The organism is Acetobacter sp. UBA5411, assembly GCF_002409645.1.
Classification (GTDB): Bacteria; Pseudomonadota; Alphaproteobacteria; order Acetobacterales; family Acetobacteraceae; genus Acetobacter.
In genome coordinates this window covers 51,091-66,543 of record NZ_DHNR01000026.1, presented here as the reverse complement: position 1 = coordinate 66,543, position 15,453 = coordinate 51,091, and the positions used below count along the sequence as shown (strand labels likewise).

Below are 15,453 nucleotides of genomic sequence, written 5' to 3'. Positions count from 1 at the left end.
ATTACGATGTGACAGTCAGAAATTTTGTTACCTGAGCGCCTGTGCTGTCGTAATAAACAATGGTTAATTTTCCCGCAGACGTGCTGAAGTAGATTGCGGAAACCATAGTATTCCCTTCCCCACTTTTATTGGTGGATGTGGAAATCTTCAGAGTGTTTAGTGCAGCTACCTGATTATTTGTATTAGATATTGCGTTATTTAGATTGTTTGTATTTGTGTTTAGCGTCTGATTTGTGGATGACAGGCTTTCGAGCGTTGCAAACTGACCGTTCGTCCAATCCTGTGTAGCGAGGATGTAGTTTGCTGTTGTCCCGTCAGAGTTGTATCCGAACAGGTAGGGCGCGCTGACCGAATTACTGTAATAAGCCCCGGTTATCTGAAGATCGACAGTCGCCCCGCTTGTATTCGCGTTGGATGCGACATAATTCCCTTTGGCCTGCCACGTATTGTTGCCGTATCCGACAGACGGGAACGCAACAGCATCGGCGCCATTAGGTGTTACCTGAAGATACGTGCCAACTCCGCCGAGACCAGACGCATAATTGGCGATCTGGACGTTCTGGACGCTGAAGTTCCCAGACGCCGCAGAGCCGTTGACGTAGTTGCTAGTGACCCACGACTGGAGCGCGTAGCCAGAAAACAGGCTCTGCCAAGTTGCGCCGTCCGCGCCAGGCGTCGTCGTGTTCGCGTCCGCTGTGGAGACGTAATATCCACCAGAATACTGCACCACAGCATATTGCGGATACCCTGAAATATCCGTCGAAAACGTACTGTCCCATTCCGAGATTCCGCGAGCCTGCAATGCCTGAACTGCCAAAGACAGCATGTTCAGGATGCCATTCCAGTCTGCCCCATATGGGGGAACGCCCCCCGCTGTCGTTGGTGTAAAATTCTCAGGCGGAAAACCGACGGACAATGAGGCGCGGCCGCTGGTCGAGGTTGTCGCGGGAAGTGGCGATGTTATGTCGGCCGTTGCCGCACTGGAGCCGAACGCGGTTCCAAACAGCGTGGGGGAGTCTGCGTTTTTCATGATACTTTCTCGTATGAGATCGCGCAACCAGCAATGCGCGGAAGGACGCCCGAGTTCTGGATAATGGCAGCCTGAACTTGGGTTAAAGTGAAATCATAGCAGATGGTCATCGTCATATCGCCGCCGTCTTTGACCCAGATATTCCCACTGCTTGAGAACAGCATCATCAGGATCGAGTTTATGGAAGTGACAGAGCAATCTGATATGTTTGCGAGAGCCTTCGCCTGTATCAGTAACCGGAAAGCATCGTCGGTCAGTGCGTAATTTGAGGTTGTCGGCTGCCCTGAGTAAAAAATCCCCTCGTTGAACGGCAGCGCGGATCCGGAACTGTCATCGGCCTCCTTGAAGCCGATGAATCCGGTAGGGGCCACTTTCAGAACGCGACTGACCCCGACAATGCGGCCCCACACATCCAACCCGTAACCAATGGCTGTGTTCGGGTTCCAGATATTGTCATACCAGGAATCAATCAGGGTTGACGGATCAATGGCCTGATTCCACGCATCAATGATCGTGCAGAGCGCAGGACTATTCGCGTATTGCGAAAGGACGGTCTGCTCGATGTTCTGCATTATGAAACCGTGACTGTGATGTCCGATGCGTCCAGCGTCGGGATCTGGTCAATGTCGAAATCCGCAACAAAGCCCGTGGGTGATGCCGCCGTCCCGATGGTGATCTCAATAATCGTGACCCATGAACCGACAGCCGCGACCGCCGTGTAATAAGCGCTCGAATAGAGAATCCCACCAATAGTGGCGTTGTCGTCGTCATCGAATGCAGCGAGGACAGCGGCCTGAATACTCGCCGTCGCTGTGGACGGCACATCCACCCCTGAGCGGATCGTGACGTTGAAATACGTGGCCGTCGCAGTGGCGCGGGTGAACTTCACAACATAAGAGGGTGGCGTTGTGTATTTGCGGTTTGGGTCCGTAACCGTGACACTCGTTGTCCCGACATACGGGCAGCCAGGCGGTTTTTTCTCAAGGATAGCCAGAGCCACATCCTCGTCAGTGCCGCCGTTTACACAGACGAACAGTCCGTAAGCGTCGATGGAAACGCCACCAACAGTTGCCGCTGCCGATGTGGGATTGTCCACAGCGTAAACAGATGTGACACCATCCACCTCACCGACATTTGACGCAATGGCATCCAGCACGTTGACACTGTTCATGGCGACGGATGCGGACCGCCGCTTCTCGAATGCAACCCGGCCTTCCTCGTCCGATCCCTCAACGCCCGCACTCGGATTGCTGACGGATGTGAGGCCGGAGATCGTCTGATAGGTGCTGACACTGTTCGCAGCGCAGGCAATAGCCCCGCTGGTCGTACAGGTGAATGTCCCGGTGCCCTTGCCGGTCTCGTCAATCGTGATCGCGCCATCGGCAGAATAACGATAGCCCGCGCTGTCCTGTATCAGCGTTCCTTCTGGGATCACCACCGACGGAACGCCCGCGCAGACGACCGTGACGACTGTTGAGGTCGCCCCTTTTCGGCTCAGAAAGTAAATGTTTCCGATCGCGTCCTGCAACCGACCAGAGGCGCGCGACGGGTCAACGCCATTCAGAACGGCGAGAATTTGCGCGTAGGCGTCACCAAGAGCAGCCGTAAAAGACGTGGCAATCTGCCCCTGCGGTGTTGAAATATCCGTGTTCAGGTTGCCGCCCATGGCAGAGTTGAGATCTGCCAGAGCGCCAGTCAGAATGTCGCTTTCGGCGGGCGCAACAAAGCCAGCGTCTGTGAACGTCGCGGTCGGAACTGATGTTGTGCCATTAGATGTTGACACTGGAAGTCTCGCCGTCGTCAGTTGTGAAGAGGATTGCGCCAGTCAGTTTCCGTGCTTTTGTCAGGCCAGCGACAAGACATTGAGCCGACGCGCAGTCCGGCACTGTCAGGGCCGCCGCCTCTGCCTGCGCTTGGAATACGGCGGTTGAGTTTGTGCGACCGAGTATCTGCGCTTTGTAAGGCAGACCGCGCGTTGTGTCGTAATAAGCCTCGCCACTGAACACACGCACGGCAGACGAAATATCCTGCCCGATGGCATAAGCGCCGGACGCGACAGCAATGTTACCGCTCGCGTCGAGAAGTAAATCCCACGTCGTTCGGTCCAGCAGCAATGTGTTCATGATCGGCCATAAAAAAAGCCACCCAGAGGGCGGCTGTCGGAATTTTGGCGAAGTTAAACGAATATGCCGGGTTTTATGCAATAATGCAAGGACTACATCTTCCTGTCTTCCTCAACGTCGCGCATGTAGTGATCGAAGCTATCGCCGAATAGCCTGCGGATCGCGTCCACCTTGAAACGGTGCGGATAGATCACCTTCTCACTCTGATGCGATAATCCCTCAACATCCCAGACAAGCCGTTTGACCATTCGCAGGAGCGCCATCGCGTTCTTGAATGTCACGTCCGGATTGCGGCGGCGCATGTCCAGCAGAATCCAGATAGCCGCATCAATCTCATCAATGGTGAGCGGTTGCGCCCGGTCCTCGTCTCCAGCTTTCGCGGGGTTAGATAACTGGCGCAATCGCTCGATTGTTGGCTTTTTTGGCGGCATCAGGCCGGTGATAGCATCATTTCGGGCTTGTGGGTTGACGTTTTTATCCCAGGTGCCAGCCCGCGGGGGGTTTCGTTATTTCTGGATACTCGGAGCCTGCCGGTTGACGCTCTTGGTCTCCCATCAGTCTGGTTCTGTTGTTGCGGCCTACTCCGGTGCGCTCGTCTGGCTGCCTTTGCCGTTCTCGGTATGCGTGTGGCTTTCAAGGGAGATATTGCCCGCTTTCACATCTCCCGTCGCCGTGATCCCGCAATTCACCTGCATACTGGCGGCATCCACAATGAACTGCCCCGCCGTCTTGACGTGAATATTGCCGTCGATCCAGCCTATATATTCCTCTGGAGCAGCGTTCAGCAGGCCGCCGATATAAACCGCGTCGGCCCAGTCATTGACCCGGAAAGACCCCGGAACGGCGGCGGCGCGGTTAGCTTTGACGTTGGAAATGTCCCGCCCCGCAATCATGATGAAGCCAATGTCACCAGCAGCCGGATCGCAGATTATGGCCCGCGTTCCGCCTTGGATGCGGATATACGGGACGTTGTGCAGGATGCCTCGCTCTGTCGGGTTGCCTCGACCGTCCACCTGATGCACGAGAATCTGCACATCGACAAAACCGACCGGCTCCAGCCCGGTAGCAGAAACGGACAGCACCTTCACGGGCATATTCGACCCCATCAGGCTCATGATGCGGTTGATCTGTGCGTTTATCGCCGTGAAACCGCTGCCACTGTCGGTCTGGCTGAGAGTGCCGAATAGCCTATCTGCCAAAATACACCTGCCCTGCCATATCGGGGCGCGCTGCCTCGAAATACGTTGTCCACTGTCCGTCCGGTGTTTCTGACTGGAGATCGTGCTGCACATTCACGACCACCCAGAGGCCGTTAGATGGTAGGTGCGTTGCGCCGCCAGACACGCCCGATATCTGCCCGTTTGCCGCCAGCCAGCCCGCTGGTGAGTATTGGCTGTTCAGTTTGATTGTCGTGTGAAAACTGATCTGACTGTTGAAGAGCGTCCGAACGGCTGTTCCGCCCTGAGAATACGCCGGATAGCCCATCATTCCAGTGTCTGCGGATACCTCGACCTGATATTGCTCATCGGCCAGATACTCATACGGCCAGACCCTCAGCGTGTTCATCGAGACGAAATACACGATACGAAAGGCGTCCCGGACCCGACTCAACTGATCGGCGGCGGTTCCCTCATAATAGACCGGGCCTGACGTTACAGCCGTGACGCCGTTGTTCTCGAATGTCAGTCCGGCCTTTGTCGCAATGGCCTGAAGGATATCGGCAACAGATACCGCACCATTGAACTGCGTGGTCGAAATCTTCGTAGCCGATAGAATTGACATCGACATGGCTGTCACCATGAAGGCCACATTCGGTGCGCCCCCAAAATCAACGAACCCCTCTGTCACGCCTCCATAAAATACCTCTTGCCACTGGCCACCATCAGAGGCCCGGACGGTAACAGTGTTGTTGCTCTGCGCGATGATGCCAGCCTGCACGACAGACAGCGCGTTCATCACTGACAGGCTCATGCCCTCGATCCTGAGAGCGCACATGGACCCGGCTTCGACGCCTGCATTCACGATCTGGCAGGAAACGCGAAGACCATTGAATGTCCGGGTCTTCTGGTTTCCGTTACTGTCGAAGATCGTGAAAGAAACCTCGATCTTCTTCTGTGTGAAGCTGGTGTCAGACATTCTGACCCTCCTGATAAATCAGAACATATCGGTCAGTGAGACCGGTATAGTCAGGGTCTGACGATCCTTGCGTGTCCACAAACGAGAGATCGCCGGGGAAACCGTAGCAGGATTTGCGGATGATCCACGTTCTGTCCTGACACAACACACCAGCAATCGTGAGCGTCCCGGACAGATACACATCCATGAATAGTCCGGTGGATAGCTGGTATATTTCCAACTCCACAGACGACCCGGACAGTGGGACCGTGACGCTCTGGCGCGGGGTGGCATTGAGCGGAATGGTGACAGGGTCGGTCAATTCACGCTCCCTGTTGCAAGGGCTGCTGTCGTGGCGGAACTGTTCGTCTGCGTCTGCACGTTGCCTGTATTCACTGACGACGCACCAGACGGCTGACCTGTTTTCCCTGCCGTGTTTGTGGTGCTGTGCTTGTGGGTCACACGCACCTCTTCCACCATGATTTCAGCGAACAGAAGGGTAACACCGCGCTCAACAGAACGACGGATCGCATAGCCGACGACGTTCATGTTCGCGTATGAGATTTCCGGCGTTGTGACGTGATAGAGATTCAGGTCAGCAACGAGCGCGTCCAGATTGGTCATGAACTGCTTTCTGATCGCCAGATCTGAAGTTGCGCCCGTGGCACCAAAAGCAGACAGAAGACCGCTTATCGCGCTGATATTGCCGTAGCTCATAGCCGACCCATCACAGAGCATTTCGATCATGATCTGCGAAGGAAGGCGGATCTTATTGTACGACATGAATGCGCCATTTTCCTGCGGGGCGTCCGTCTTGCGATACTGGCTCCGTATGTCGATGGCCCGCACGCGGCCAGCCGTCAGCACGGGGTTATTGCTGCTATCGAACAGGCCCCATACCTGATCCTGCTTATTGACCAGATACGATTGAAGCAGCGTATCCAGTTCAACAGACGCCACGGCTTCACCGCTGGAAATGACAGTGGACCACAGTTTTGGCACGCCAGAGCCTGAGATCACATTTGCTGTGACCGGCTGCAATACGGTGGTCATAGCCATTACTGTAGCCCTCGGTTTGATTGACGAGCGAGGAAGCGAGGATCGTTGAACGCAGTCTGCACAGCCTGTTTGATCGCGTGCGGGTCGCCGCCCAGCGCGTTGATCGTGACGTTCGCGTTCACGCTCGAACTGTTGCTGACGGGCTGCGTAGACGTGGACGCGCTCACAACCCGCGTTGCATCTCTGGAAGCGTTCAGATTAGCCAGCACACCATCGGAATACCGGGTGCCAGCCGTGCCGTTGCCGTCATGCCCAACAACCCCGGTTTTCAGCCAACTGGATGCGCCGCCCATACCCTGATTGTGGGCGTAGGCGAGGGCCGCCAGCTTCTGTGCTGCCGATGCGCCACGATACGCGCTGTTGTGCGTCGTCAGATATTGCGCGTTCAGAGAGCTGTACGCCTCGAAATACCGTTCCTGCATGTCGGGATTTGAGAGGAATGACGCTCTGGATGGCGTCGTCTCGCCCAGATATTTCGCCGCGTCCGCTATGGCTGATGCGCTCATCTGGTATCGGCCAGCGTAGGCGTTGTGATAGCCGCCCATCTGATCGTATCGAGCATGCTCGATGCCTGCGACTGTGCGGGTGTAGATGTCATACTGCGCCTGTGTCGCGCCGGTCTGGGACAGAAGGCCGCCCGCCTTGTATGGTGTTCCGGCGTCCGCCATGGCCTGCTGGCGATAGGAGTGGCCGAGGCCATAGCTGGAAAGCTTGTTGTCTATCCACGAAGCGCCGGTGGCATTGTCGTCAAACCAGCGTCGGACGCGACCGCCATGCTTATACGCCTCATAGCCGCCGACAGCACCGGCAGCCGCAACCGCAATTTCCGGCGCTCCTATAGCAGCCGCAACGGCGCCAATCGCGCCAGCACCACGGGCCATGGTCGCTAGTGTTGCGGCAATTCTTATGAATTTTGATCCAGCCCAGAGAGCAAAAAGGCTTTCAGTAACCCGCTGCCAACCACCAAGAGCCTGAGCCACACCATCAGCAGCAGACGCGAACTGCTCCACATCCTGCCCGACCCTCTGCCAGTCGATAGAGCGCAGGTAATCAGCGAACATTTTGACGTCTGTGCCGACCGCTCGCCAGTCAATGCCCTTAATCCCATCGCCTATCTGCTTGGCATAGGTTGGGATATCCTGTCTGATCCACCCTTGATTTTTGTCAATGAGAGCTGAAACCCACTGCATCATGTCATGCAGTTCAGGCGTCAGGCTAGTCATGATCGTGCGACCGAACGCCTCTGACTGCGCGGTGAGCTTAACCCAATCAGCGAGCAACTCTCCCGACTCCTCAGTATCCGCCTTCTTTGGCGCATAGTCCTGCAATGCGGAGTAGAGCGCTTGTATTTTCTGCGGACCTTGCTCCAGCATGTTGATGAAGCCCTGTGAGAACCCAGCCTGCTGACCGAGCGCAGAAAACAACTGCGGCCCCATACGCTGGGCAGCCCGTGCGAGGTCAGGAAGCATCTCGTTCATGCTTCGAAGTTGGCCGTTCGCATTCTGTAGACCGACGCCCATCTGCCCGAACGTGATGCCGAGATTTCGCCGCCCGTCGATCGTCTGAAACTGCGAAACCAGAGACTGCATGGATCCAGACACGTCGTCGGCCGTGCCGCCGAAAGACTTGGCGACGTTCTGCCACGCCCCGAGGTTTTGGGCTGAAACGCCAAGATTTCTGGACAGATTGCCAAGCGCCACGTTTGTGCGTGTGTTGTCCTGCACGAACGCCTTCAGGCTCTTGCCTGCTGTCAGGACCGCGAAGAAAGAAAGAGCCTCGCGTGACAGGGACCGAATGGCCTGCGCGCCAGTTTCGCCAGCGTGAGACAGGCTCTTGCCTACGTCCGCCGAGGATTTTTCGACCTTCTTGAGGGAGGTTTCCGCTTCCCGCTGGCCTTTCTTCAGGTCGCGGGGGTCGAGACCGAGCGTGACAACGAGGGCATCAATGACGGTTGCCATTATCTATTGAACCTTTTGACAATGGCGATTTCAAGCAAGTCCTCGAAGTCCTCGCTGTCATAAATCGTCTGAAGTTCATGAAGGGTGGCGACACCCTCCATAATTACGATTGCGTGTCGCTCATCGACGTTTCGGACTGCGGCGCAGGGCCGTTGTTTTCCACCGCCAGCATCATGGACAGCAGGGAGAACAACCGGCCTGCGCCCTTGAAAAAATCCACATGCAGCTTGAACGCCTCTGTCTGGAGCCAAGCCACGGTCGGGATTTCTTCGATCTGGGTCTGCGCCAGCGTCCAGTTCAGTCGGGTGTTCGGGTTCGACGGATCGGGCAGCATTTCAATCTGCTGCATCAGCCGGTCAAGAAGTTCGTCCATTCTGTCCGGATTCATGCCCGCGAAGATGCCGATGCCAGCCGCCGCCACGGACGCCATGCCGCCACCCTCAACGATGCCCGGAATGTCGCCACCAGACGCCGCCGCCGCTTGGAGACAGTGACGCCCCCATCTGTCAGCCTCAATGGCCGACATGCGGGTAATGACGAACTGCTTGCCTTTGTCGTCGCCATCGTGCGGGACGGTGACGGTTACGCTCTTGAGGGCCATATCAGATACCTGCCGGAGTTACGGACTGCCAGCGGATCGAGAAGGCCCGAGCCTCAAGAACACGCGCTGCTGCTGGCAGAACGCTGGCCGCTCGCAGGATGCCGTTGACCATCGTGTATTTCCGGCCTGTGCTGGTCAGTGTGATTTCACCACCGAGACGATAGAGCGAGCGTGACGTCTGCTGCGCCGCCATGATCGTCTCGAACACAGGAACACTGACACTGGCCGCCGAGAATGAAACTGTCTGGTCAACCGGGTTCGGCACCCAGCCTGCATTCAGATACCCGTCGATCGACATTTGCGTTTCGGCCATCTCCAATTCTGGAGCGTCCCATGCCCGGTCTGCCGCGTAATTCTGGAGCGTGACAGGAGCCTGCAATAGCGACGTGACAGTGATGACGAAGATCGAATTGGCAGAGGTGATATCGAGATCAGACATGTTACTGTACCTCCACGCTGTTGAGGGTTATGCTCTGCACAGACTGGCCATCGGAATACCAAAGCTGCGCGGGCGGCGTTGTGCGTTTGACACGATAAGAAGCGGCGGCAGTGCTGATGTTCGGTTTCAGGTAGTAGCCATTATTGACGACGCTATCCGCCGCCGTGGTGACGCCCGCTGCATTGTTGATTTGCTGCTTCTGGAGCGTGGTCAGATTGACGCCGGTCTGGATCATGCCGAACGAAAGGGCTTGCGTGATTGTGTCCTTGAGCGAGGCTTCAACCAACGTATCGCCCTGCGTGTTGTAGGGGATATTTCCCGTCGTCAGCAGGAGATTGATGAGATCAGTCGTCAGATTGCTGTTGAGCCATATCTGATTGACGTAGCTGTCTGCCCACAGGAACTTTCCGGAAACCTGTCCGGGGCGCATGAATACGAACTGGCTCGCACCGTTCGCATACTGGCCGTAGAACGAATAACCATTGGTGATCAGCGTTGATGCTGTTGAGCCATCCGTAACAGCCGCCTCGACAAGGCCGGACGCATCCTCAATGAACGCCAGCGTCTGCCGTCCGTCCGTCGTATCGAATGACAGGGAGGCCATCCACGCCATCGCCAGAGCACAGGACAGAACGTCCGTGTCATAGATGGCCGTCACGCCGCTGATGTTCTGGGTGGCGAGCCACGGTCCCAGAGCGGTCGTGTTGCCTGTCGTCGCGGCCTCGGTTGTGTTGTCCGCCAGAGCGCAATAAATCTGCTGATTCTGTGTGCCTACCCATGTGGCGACGGCCTGCGCGTTTGTGAGCGCCAGAACTGTGTCAAATACCAGGCCGTTCCAGCCGCCGTTTGCGTTTCGGAGCGTATCAAGCTGCGTGCCGATTGCCTCTGACACATCGACCGCGCCAATGTAGAGCGTGCCGGGCGTCATGACGGCTGTTTCATAGCCAGAGAAATAGACCTCAGCCATGCGATACACGTTTGACGTGTCACCGAACGCCGTGCCGACATCAGCGGCAGATGTGAATGACTGCACGCTTCCTGCCGTCAGGCTGGTCGTCGGAGCGGTTGCGAACAGGGCAGAGAGATTGTCCAGACCGGACGCGGCTGCGAGGACGCCGGGGACGACGCTCACCACCTGCGAAATAGGGATGCTACCCATAGGTTACTCCGTTGGTGGATAGGTCGTATCCACCTCGATCAATGTTGCAGAAAGCGTGTCGGCGAATTGCTGCCGGACAGACGCTGTGAAATTGACCTGCATGAGCAGATCAGCAGACCAGCAGTCTTCGTATTGTTTCTCGCCATTGAGAAAACCGAGCTTCCGGGTCGAAGAGGTGTTGAGTGGTGCAATCGGTATCGACTGCGAGCGAAACCAGTCCACCGCCTGAAAATCGCGCCAGAGCATCGTGATGGTTTCCATCTGGTTGCTCGAAGCGCATCCGAACAGACTGACCTGCATTGTGAGCTGCGTCTGCTCAGTGACGTTGCGGGCGGTATCTGTGTATGACCAGCCGTTTGTGGCAATCCTCTCGCGTCCGATGAGCGTCATGACGGCGAACGGGTCAGGAGGTGGGGCTGCTCGGTTCTGCTGCCCCTGAATAACCCTGAAACCAGAAGGGAGGACCGAAAGGAGCCATGATCGAACGGCTGTGTAAATGTCCTTTTCAGTTGGCGTTACGGCGTAGGAAGCTGGCGTGTTGCCACTACCTTGGACCATTCGTTATTGCCCCAGTCTTCCAGAGATTGCGTAATCAGCCAGTCAGAGCCGTAAAATGTCAGGATATCGCCGCCGATTTGAAGGGGGCGGTTGAGTGCCTTCGCCGCCCCGAACAAGTAGACGGCCCGCATGTCGGCCTGCTGGCTGATATTCTCGACCTGTTTCAAGTCCTCGGATGTGAGGGCCTGAACCTCAATTTCGATGATCGTTGTTTCATACTGGACGTTTGGCGTTCCATCCGCGTTATCGGTGCTACCCGTGCTGATGCGGATCAACGCCTGCGTGCGAGGGTTGACGTTCGAGCAGAGAGAGCCAGCTAGTCCGAAGACATCAATCATCCGTCGCGCCCTCTTTTACCTGTGACGTGACAGATCGGAGCATCTGCCCCGACCAGACCAGTGGCTTTCCTGCTGGTGCTGTAACGCCTTTTCGAATGTCGTTAGCAGCCTTGCGGAGATCATCAATCGAATAACCTCCCATCGGGAAACGGTCTTTCAGGAGGTTGGTCAATGGCGCGTTTGCCGGGCCATCTATCGACGCGATTTCCTCTCGTATCTGGGCGGCCATTTTCTCGCCTACCATCCCAAGAGCCTTGTCCACGTCGTAGTTCGTCGCTTTCAAAGCAGCCGCAAGTAGCTTCGGCCACTCCGCTTTATGATCCGTGATGGTCTTTCTCATGAATGAGCGAGGCGGCGCGGTCTTTGTTCCGAACTCATCCCATGCTGCAACTTGAGCAACCGGCGTTCCATCAGGGTAGGTCTCGCCATCCTGAAAGCCTGCCGCCGCGTGTGCGCCTGACCTGACCTTCTGCTGCAATCTCTCGATAGCAGCTTGCCAGCCGGGGCCGCCGTTCGACTTCAGGGCCATATGCGCGGCCTTGTTGATCGTCCCGGGACGAACGCCATCTGCCTGAGATAGCGCGTTGCCACCCAGAACGCCGCGCCGGGCTGTGTCTGGTTGAACCATGCGGCGTCCGCGGTCTGCGGGCCGAAATCCGTGGAGATCGACACGCTGCCACGGGACGCCGAAGACACGCGGCCAACAGAGCCACCGAGACCGCCTTGAGAGGTCGGTAGGTTCAGAAGCGCCAGATGTGCGGTCAGCATACCCAGCAGAACCGCACGTTTTCCAACGTCCCGAACAATGCTCAATGGCGTATTGTTCAGATACAGACCAGCCTCATCGAAATAAGACTGGGCCAAATCCTCGCCAATGTAGCATTTGAGTGCCGGGTAGCGTAGCGACCACACATCGTAATCGAACGTAGCCACGCCCGGACATTGCGTGATCGCGTCACTCATCAGGCCGCTGCCTCAAGACCTTTTCGCTTCAGTTCTTCAGGATCGACCGGCTCAAAGCCTGTCTTAACCTTGGAGAACTCGGCAGCCTTGGCATCAGCCTTTGCGTCGGTCAGTTCTGCAAACACGCAGTTATTCTTGACCAGATCGCTATCCTTGTGAGCAGCGATCCACGCATCCCAGAATGACTTGTCCACCACCGTTCGGCCAACGCGACCGAGCATCACGTTATCTTTCGGGTGGTAGTTCGGCGCACGGTTCGCGCCCTGCACAACGACCTCCTTGACGTAGCCAGTGGGGCTGCGGTCAGGGGTTCCTGCCTTGCTCAGTTCGGCGCGGCGCTGAACATCACCTTCCGGGGTGAGGCGCAGACGCAGGCCATGCGGGAGGCGGCAGCAGACGGTTACTGTGTCGGCCATGATCAAATCCCCACCATCTGAGCAACGGCCATCGGGCGTTTCCAGACCGTGCCCCATCCGCCACGCGACATTTTCTGTCGTGCGTTGGTGGAATACTGCTCAAGCCGGTGCATGGTCAGGCGTTCGGTGAAAGCAGTAGTGACAGTCTCAACACCATCCACTTCCGGCACAAACATCTGCATGACGTTCGCGCTGGTGTAGCCGCCAGACATAGTGACGCCCGCTTCCGGCAGAAACACGATTTCCATGTTCGGCCATGACTTCTTCAGCATCTCCTCAAGGGTGATGCCGAAGCTGTTCGTGTAGGTCAGGACAGGCGACAATTCGGACGGCAGGACAACCTTGACGCGGGTCTGGTTGTCGATGTTGCCCATCATAGCCTTGTTCAGATCAGAGAACAGGGTCACAAAATCGTTGTAGACTGCGTTCGGGTCGCTGGTGCTGGTCCATGCCGTCGCCGTTCCGGTCTTGAGCGATGCTGTGATAGCAGCAGGCAGGGACGGATCGTTGAGAGCGCCATAGTTCTCAAGGCCAGATACACCGAACAGATTGATGAGGTTCGCCTGCTTGGCGAGGACAGAAGCGCCGGCCGTGCGCTGCTCGGCAATCCAGTCGATGTTACCCATGCCCATCATTTCAGCTTCCAGATCGCCATACTTGGCCCACGTCTGGAACGGAAATGACTGACGGCTGACCCAGTTGGCGTTTGCGCTGCTGTCACCAGCCTGCTCATAGTCGCCATACGCTACAGCGTAACCAGAGGATTCAAGGACCGGGAACATGACGGTCTTGATAGCCCGGTCGCCCTTCTTCTGACTGCCGTAAATCTCTTCCGATTTCGTCGGAGTGATGAGCTGGCGGATAAGCTGCGGATCAACCATCGTGTTGATGACAGCCGGAATACCGCTGTTCGGTGCGGTCACGGCAGAGAACACAGGGGCGGCGTCGAACGCGTTACCACGCTCACCCACATAGTGCGTCACGCCGGGGAGGTTGATTCCCCAGTCCTGAGCGAGACGGGCCGCATCAGTGCGGAAAGTCGCCATTATTCGTTGCTCCCGGAGATCGGCGCTACTGCGCCAGAGATGATGATTGTTGCGCCGATTGCTCCGCCCTGCGTCACGACGAAGCCGGTTGCGACAGTGCCGTCAGGAACGGTGCCAGCCGCGCCAGTCGTCAGCGTTCCATCGGTCGTGGAGGCGTAGACAGCCTGCCCAGCGGTCGCGGCGGTTGTGGCTACAGCGAAGTAATCTCCGCCCGTCATGAGCTGGACATTCCAGCCATCGAGCAGCGTCATTGTGGACTCACCGAGATATTCAGTGATGAGGCCAGTCTGGTCACACAGGACGAAACCTGTAGGGGCCTCGGTGGCGACCGGCTTGTTCAGCACGGTCACGCCGTCAGCCTGCACCCATCCGAACGCACCGACGGACACGCCACCCGCGCCAGCACGGAAACCGAGGGAGCCGGGAATGGCGGATCGGCGGGGATTGGCCGAGGCAATGCCGCCCGGAAATCCAACCGCCCAGTTGTAATTGATCTTCTTGGGGAAACCCATCTGGGCTACTCCTTACGCTTTGCGACGAGCGGAGACGCCCGCCAGAGGGGAATCACTGTCAGGCGCTGCATCCATCGCCACACGCGGCTTCTGCTGGCGGGACGCCATAGCCATACTGACCATTGCAGGCAGAGCCGACGGGTGGACGTTCTCCGCATCCACACCGACGTTCTTCAGTGCGTAGCGATAAATGTCCGGCGCGTTGTCCAGACCGATGACATCACCGACGAGAGGGCGGACAGCTTCGCGGGCGTCCTGCGCCTGCTTGTTGCGCTTGCGCTCTTTGGAGACGGCAGCATCAATGGCCAGACGAACAGAGGCAGCGTCCATGCCGGGTTTCGGCTTGTCCTCTTCCTCGTCTTCAGCCTTTTTGTCGTCCTCGTCTTCATCCTCGGCCTTCTTGCTATCTTCATCACAAGCCTTGGCGTCGGCGGCCTTCTCGTCTTCCTTTTTGTCGTCCTCGTCCTCGTCCATGCACTTCTTTACGTCCTCTTCGGACGCATCCATGCCGAGGCGGCCACTCTTCAAAGCCGCCAAGACGCGGCCTGCTGCTGTCATGGGCTTGCGAACAGCCATGATATCGTTCTCCATTGTGGTGATCGCGCTGTCGCCGATGATGGCAGTTTGCACGCGGGGGTTTTCGACAAGCGCAAGGTGGTTGAAGCGAATATCAACCATCTTGAGCGTGTATTTCTGGCCGCTGATCTCGCCCTCTTCCGGGACCGCTCGGTAAGCGTATCCAGACGAGACGCAGCGTTTCGAGCCGTCCTCAATCCGATCGATGGCATCACCATCCCAGATCGACAGTTCGCCAATCAGGTCAGGGTCATCGAAACGGACATTGTTGACGGCACCGACGGTTATTTCTTTCGGGTGATCTTCAGCACTGATAGGCTGATGAACCTCGATGATGGGCTTGCCGTTCATGCTGGCCGCCGCTTCACGCAGCGCGTCGGCATCGCGGTAGAGCCAATAAATCGTGTCAGGCTCTAGGCTCAACTCTTCCGAACCGGGGATTTCTCGGCCATAATACGGTGACACGACTGCGGCGCTGATGACGCAGCGTTCAACGTGGAGGTGTCCGTCCGCGTCGATGCGTCGCACCGAACGGTCGAAAGCCAGTTTGTCAGTCATTT

21 protein-coding genes are annotated in these 15,453 nt (G+C 57.1%); all 21 read right to left on the bottom strand.

Annotated features, from left to right (window positions below; translation table 11 throughout):
- Position 1: 1 nt before the first annotated feature.
- The 21 genes from B3759_RS08065 to B3759_RS07965 all read right to left on the bottom strand — a co-directional run bounded on the left by B3759_RS08065 (position 2) and on the right by B3759_RS07965 (position 15,451).
- Complete coding sequence (locus B3759_RS08065; protein ID WP_291365382.1) at positions 2-1,030, bottom strand: hypothetical protein; 1,029 nt, start codon at positions 1,028-1,030, stop codon at positions 2-4.
- The gene (locus tag B3759_RS08060) at positions 1,027-1,602 is read right to left on the bottom strand and encodes a DUF2612 domain-containing protein (protein ID WP_291365380.1); all 576 of its coding nucleotides are present in this window, start codon (positions 1,600-1,602) and stop codon (positions 1,027-1,029) included. The genes B3759_RS08065 and B3759_RS08060 overlap by 4 nt, the downstream gene beginning before the upstream one ends.
- Entirely contained in the window at positions 1,602-2,813 is a 1,212-nt protein-coding gene (locus tag B3759_RS08055; protein ID WP_291365378.1) for a baseplate J/gp47 family protein, read from the bottom strand. The genes B3759_RS08060 and B3759_RS08055 overlap by 1 nt, the downstream gene beginning before the upstream one ends.
- Entirely contained in the window at positions 2,800-3,153 is a 354-nt protein-coding gene (locus B3759_RS08050) for a hypothetical protein (protein ID WP_291365376.1), read from the bottom strand. The genes B3759_RS08055 and B3759_RS08050 overlap by 14 nt, the downstream gene beginning before the upstream one ends.
- A 92-nt stretch (positions 3,154-3,245) precedes the next feature.
- Positions 3,246-3,584: a hypothetical protein gene (locus tag B3759_RS08045; protein WP_291365374.1), complete on the bottom strand. Its 339-nt coding sequence runs from the start codon at positions 3,582-3,584 to the stop codon at positions 3,246-3,248.
- A gap of 147 nt (positions 3,585-3,731) precedes the next feature.
- A complete protein-coding gene (locus B3759_RS08040; RefSeq protein WP_291365372.1) occupies positions 3,732-4,352 on the bottom strand; it encodes a Gp138 family membrane-puncturing spike protein in 621 nt (206 codons plus the stop codon).
- A complete protein-coding gene (locus B3759_RS08035; protein WP_291365370.1) occupies positions 4,342-5,289 on the bottom strand; it encodes a baseplate hub protein in 948 nt (315 codons plus the stop codon). The genes B3759_RS08040 and B3759_RS08035 overlap by 11 nt, the downstream gene beginning before the upstream one ends.
- Positions 5,282-5,590 (bottom strand): hypothetical protein, encoded by a 309-nt coding sequence (locus tag B3759_RS08030; protein ID WP_291365368.1) that lies wholly within the window; start codon positions 5,588-5,590, stop codon positions 5,282-5,284. The genes B3759_RS08035 and B3759_RS08030 overlap by 8 nt, the downstream gene beginning before the upstream one ends.
- Positions 5,587-6,327, bottom strand: coding sequence for a phage baseplate protein (locus tag B3759_RS08025; RefSeq protein ID WP_291365366.1), 741 nt, complete (start codon positions 6,325-6,327; stop codon positions 5,587-5,589). Before B3759_RS08025 ends, B3759_RS08030 begins: the two co-directional genes overlap by 4 nt.
- The gene (locus B3759_RS08020) at positions 6,327-8,285 is read right to left on the bottom strand and encodes a hypothetical protein (RefSeq protein ID WP_291365364.1); all 1,959 of its coding nucleotides are present in this window, start codon (positions 8,283-8,285) and stop codon (positions 6,327-6,329) included. Before B3759_RS08020 ends, B3759_RS08025 begins: the two co-directional genes overlap by 1 nt.
- 103 nt (positions 8,286-8,388) lie before the next feature.
- Positions 8,389-8,886, bottom strand: coding sequence for a hypothetical protein (locus B3759_RS08015; RefSeq protein WP_291365362.1), 498 nt, complete (start codon positions 8,884-8,886; stop codon positions 8,389-8,391).
- 1 nt (position 8,887) lies between these two features.
- Positions 8,888-9,325: a phage tail fiber protein gene (locus B3759_RS08010; RefSeq protein ID WP_291365360.1), complete on the bottom strand. Its 438-nt coding sequence runs from the start codon at positions 9,323-9,325 to the stop codon at positions 8,888-8,890.
- A 1-nt stretch (position 9,326) separates the two neighbouring features.
- Positions 9,327-10,484 carry a DUF3383 family protein gene (locus B3759_RS08005; RefSeq protein ID WP_291365358.1) on the bottom strand — a complete coding sequence of 386 codons (1,158 nt, stop codon included), beginning with the start codon at positions 10,482-10,484 and terminating at the stop codon, positions 9,327-9,329.
- A 3-nt stretch (positions 10,485-10,487) separates the two neighbouring features.
- On the bottom strand, positions 10,488-11,042 hold the full coding sequence (locus B3759_RS08000; RefSeq protein WP_291365356.1) for a phage neck terminator protein: 555 nt from the start codon (positions 11,040-11,042) through the stop codon (positions 10,488-10,490).
- Positions 11,000-11,380, bottom strand: a complete 381-nt coding sequence (locus tag B3759_RS07995; protein WP_291365354.1) for a hypothetical protein — start codon at positions 11,378-11,380, stop codon at positions 11,000-11,002. The genes B3759_RS08000 and B3759_RS07995 overlap by 43 nt, the downstream gene beginning before the upstream one ends.
- Complete coding sequence (locus B3759_RS07990; protein WP_291365352.1) at positions 11,373-12,008, bottom strand: hypothetical protein; 636 nt, start codon at positions 12,006-12,008, stop codon at positions 11,373-11,375. Before B3759_RS07990 ends, B3759_RS07995 begins: the two co-directional genes overlap by 8 nt.
- Complete coding sequence (locus tag B3759_RS07985) at positions 11,900-12,343, bottom strand: DUF4054 domain-containing protein (RefSeq protein ID WP_291365350.1); 444 nt, start codon at positions 12,341-12,343, stop codon at positions 11,900-11,902. Before B3759_RS07985 ends, B3759_RS07990 begins: the two co-directional genes overlap by 109 nt.
- Positions 12,343-12,759: a hypothetical protein gene (locus tag B3759_RS07980; protein WP_291365348.1), complete on the bottom strand. Its 417-nt coding sequence runs from the start codon at positions 12,757-12,759 to the stop codon at positions 12,343-12,345. Before B3759_RS07980 ends, B3759_RS07985 begins: the two co-directional genes overlap by 1 nt.
- Before the next feature lie 2 nt (positions 12,760-12,761).
- A complete protein-coding gene (locus tag B3759_RS07975) occupies positions 12,762-13,805 on the bottom strand; it encodes a hypothetical protein (RefSeq protein WP_291365346.1) in 1,044 nt (347 codons plus the stop codon).
- A complete protein-coding gene (locus B3759_RS07970; protein ID WP_291365344.1) occupies positions 13,805-14,317 on the bottom strand; it encodes a structural cement protein Gp24 in 513 nt (170 codons plus the stop codon). The genes B3759_RS07975 and B3759_RS07970 overlap by 1 nt, the downstream gene beginning before the upstream one ends.
- A gap of 12 nt (positions 14,318-14,329) precedes the next feature.
- On the bottom strand, positions 14,330-15,451 hold the full coding sequence (locus B3759_RS07965) for a DUF2213 domain-containing protein (protein WP_291365342.1): 1,122 nt from the start codon (positions 15,449-15,451) through the stop codon (positions 14,330-14,332).
- Positions 15,452-15,453: the final 2 nt, after the last annotated feature.